The organism is Stenotrophomonas sp. PS02297 (assembly GCF_029959705.1).
GTDB classification, from domain to species: Bacteria; Pseudomonadota; Gammaproteobacteria; order Xanthomonadales; family Xanthomonadaceae; genus Stenotrophomonas; species Stenotrophomonas nitritireducens.
Window position 1 is genome coordinate 1 of the sequence record NZ_JASCOS010000214.1, and the last position, 2977, is coordinate 2977.

Annotated in this window: 3 protein-coding genes and 1 other RNA gene; 2 read left to right on the forward strand and 2 right to left on the reverse strand. The window is 70.7% G+C overall.

The features are described from left to right. Window positions 1-78: 78 nt before the first annotated feature. Window positions 79-1125, reverse strand: a complete 1047-nt coding sequence (locus QMX80_RS18930) for a glycosyltransferase family 9 protein (protein WP_282278713.1) — start codon at window positions 1123-1125, stop codon at window positions 79-81. 22 nt (window positions 1126-1147) lie between these two features. Between QMX80_RS18930 and QMX80_RS18935 the strand changes: the two genes are divergently transcribed. Both QMX80_RS18935 and QMX80_RS18940 read left to right on the forward strand, forming a co-directional pair. Next, window positions 1148-1897, forward strand: a complete 750-nt coding sequence (locus tag QMX80_RS18935) for a 3-deoxy-D-manno-octulosonic acid kinase (protein WP_282278714.1) — start codon at window positions 1148-1150, stop codon at window positions 1895-1897. Continuing rightward, complete coding sequence (locus tag QMX80_RS18940) at window positions 1897-2661, forward strand: MBL fold metallo-hydrolase (protein ID WP_055767722.1); 765 nt, start codon at window positions 1897-1899, stop codon at window positions 2659-2661. Before QMX80_RS18935 ends, QMX80_RS18940 begins: the two co-directional genes overlap by 1 nt. Window positions 2662-2815: 154 nt before the next feature. On the opposite strand, the gene ffs is transcribed toward QMX80_RS18940, so the two are convergent. After that, window positions 2816-2912: signal recognition particle sRNA small type (ffs, locus tag QMX80_RS18945), an RNA gene on the reverse strand. Window positions 2913-2977: the final 65 nt, after the last annotated feature.

Genomic DNA, 2977 nt, shown 5'->3' on the forward strand with positions numbered 1-2977 from the left:
CGATGGGGCCTTTTCCAGGAAAGCCCCATCGCGACTGACGTCGCTTATGCAGGCGTTCCAGCGGCCTGCTTTTGCGCTTCAGTCGAGCTGGTCGGCCACGTAGCGCTCGAACGCGGCGATGGCATCGTCCACGGCGACCAGTTCCATCACCCCGTCGAATTCGATCTTCGTACCCCATTTCAGCCCGGTGGCGGGCTGGTGCAGGAAGCGCCTCGCCGCCGCATCGTAGCGGTCCACGCAGTAGCGGCGGTCCGAATACGGGCCGCTGCGCTCCGGGTTGCTGGCCGCATGCAGGCCCAGCACCTTGGTGCCGACCGCGTTGGCAATGTGCATCGGGCCCGAATCGGGCGTCATCAGCAGGTTGGCGCGGGCCAGCAGGGCGGGCAGCTGCTTGAGCGTGTCCTTGCCGACCAGGTCCAGCGCCGGCGCGCGCATCGCCGCCAGGATCGCGTCGGCGGTGCGGCGTTCCAGATCACTGCGGCCGCCGCACAGCACCACCCGCCAGCCGCGTGCGGCGGCGTGGTCGGCGACCGCCGCATAGCGGTCGGCGTACCAGTTGCGGCGTTCGTGGCTGGAACAGGGCGAAATCATCAGCACCGGTCGGCCATCGTCATCCCACTGCGCGCGCGCCCAGTCGTGGGCGTCGGCGGGCGTGGCCATGTCCCAGCTCACCTCGGTCTGCTTCATCCCCAGCGGCTCGCAGAAGCTGCCGATCGCGTCGAGCACATGGATGCCGGGACGGTCGGGGATGCGCTCATTGACGAACAGCCCGTGCAGATCCTTGGAGCGCGAGCGGTCGTAGCCGATGCGGCGCCGGGCGGGGATGAAGGCCGACAGCACGTTGGCGCGGAAGGCGACCTGCATCTGCAGCAGCGTGGCGAAACCCGCGGCGGGCAGCTCGCGGCGCAGCGCGCGCATGCCGGCCAGGCCGGACTTCTTGTCGTAGACATGGAACGCCACGCCGGGCAGTCCTTCCAGCAGGCGATGCCCGGCCTTGTCGATCACCCAGTGCAGTTCCACGCCCGGCCTGGCCTGCTGCAGCGTCCGCACCAGCGGGACCACGTGGGTCACATCCCCGAGTGCGGACAGGCGCAGGAGGCACAATGGGGAGGACGCTGAAGGCATGGTGTTGTTAGACTCGCGGTGAATGGTCGCTTTCGACGCCACTGAAGCGCTGACGCCTTGCCGCGAAGGCCGCGGCTATGGCGCCATTCTGTTCGACCGCCAACATCTGCGGCAAGCCGAAACCACCTTGTTTTCGCCTGCGCACTGGGGCGGCAGGGCGCGTCCGGTGGGCGAGGGCGGGCGGGGCGGGGCGTGGTTCGTGGACGCGCCGTTCGGGCATTGCGTGCTGCGCCACTACCTGCGCGGCGGTGTCGCCGCCAGGCTCAGCCGCGACCGCTACCTGTGGCAGGGCGCCGACCGTACCCGCAGCTTCGCCGAGTTCCGGCTGATGCGGAAGCTGATCGCATTCAAGCTGCCGGTGCCGCAGCCACTGGCCGCGTTCTACATGCGCCAGGGCGCGACCTACCGCGCGGCGATCCTGATGGAGCGGCTGGACGGCGTGCGTTCGCTGGCCGACCGGGCGCTGGTCGCCGGGCGCGGTGCGCCGTGGGAGGAGACCGGACGCCTGATCGCGCGCTTCCATCGTGCCGGGCTGGACCATGCCGACCTCAACGCGCACAACATCCTGTTCGATGCCGGCGGGCACGGCTGGCTGATCGACTTCGACCGCGGCGTGCTGCGCATTCCCGCCACGCGCTGGCGCGAGCGCAACCTCAAGCGCCTGCTGCGTTCGCTGCTCAAGCTGCGCGGCGAGCGCAGCCGCGAGGACGTGGAGAAGGACTTCGCGCGCCTGCGCCGCGCCTACGATCTGGCCTGGAACCGGGGCGTGTGATGGAGTGGTCCTTGCGCTTTCTCGGCGTCGGCAACGCCTCGGCGGTCGAACTTGGTTCGCCGATGGCGGTGATCGAGCGCGATGGCCGGCCGTGGCTGACCATCGACTGTGGCGGCGAAGGCCTGACCGCTTACCGCGCCCATTACGGGGCGATGCCGGACGCGTTGTTCGTCACCCACGTGCACCTGGACCATGTGGCCGGGTTCGAGCGGCTGTTCGTCGATGCCTATTTCAATCCGCGGCGCCGCGGGCGGGTGCGCCTGTACGTGCCCGCGCCGGTGGTGCCGCTGCTGCACCGGCGCGTCGGCGACTATCCGAACGTGCTGGCCGAGGGCGGCGCCAATTTCTGGGATGCGTTCCAGCTGATCGTGGTCGGCGAGGCGTTCTGGCATGACGGCGTGCGCCTGGAGGTGTTCCCGGTGCGCCATCACTGGCCGGAGACCGCCTGGGGCCTGCGCCTGCAGGGCGCGCTGGTCTGGAGCGGCGATACCCGGCCGATCCCGGAAATGCTGGCCCGCCACGCGGATGATGGCGAACTGGTCGCCCACGACTGCGGCCTGCATGGCAACCCGTCGCATACCGGCGTGGACGATCTGGAGCGCGAGTACCCGGCGGAACTGCAGGCGCGGATGGTGCTGTACCACTACGCCAGTGCGGCCGATGGCCAGGCATTGCGCGCGCGCGGCCACCGTGTGGCCGAGCCGGGGGAGTGCGTGTTGCTGGCCGAGCCGACCGCGCCACGCGCGGTGCCGTTCGCGGGTTGAGCCTCGGCCGGCAGGACTGCCGGCAGACTGGCCGCGCGTTCATGGTGAAACAATGCGAAGCGGGACGGGTCTTCCGTCGCGCGGGCCGCCTGCATGCGCAGCGTGCGCCGGGGCTTGCGGCACGCAACGGCGTGCCTGGGCCGAAAAGGTGGCGGCCCCGCCGGCTGACCTCGGCGCCCGCGTCGATCGATACCGTTGCTGCCTTCCGGCCCTGGCGGGATTTTCGACCTAGCGTCGCGAGGGGCCGACGGGGCCACCATAGACGCGGGGGGCCCCGCGCCCCGGCCCCGGGGGGGGGGTGGGGGGGGGGACACGC

What these genes read in the sequence shown, in the direction of transcription:
- QMX80_RS18940 (WP_055767722.1), top strand. Translation starts at nt 1,897, where the DNA reads ATGGAGTGGTCCTTGCGCTTTCTCGGCGTCGGCAACGCCTCGGCGGTC.
- QMX80_RS18935 (WP_282278714.1), top strand. Translation starts at nt 1,148, where the DNA reads ATGGTCGCTTTCGACGCCACTGAAGCGCTGACGCCTTGCCGCGAAGGC.
- QMX80_RS18930 (WP_282278713.1), bottom strand. Translation starts at nt 1,125, where the DNA reads ATGCCTTCAGCGTCCTCCCCATTGTGCCTCCTGCGCCTGTCCGCACTC.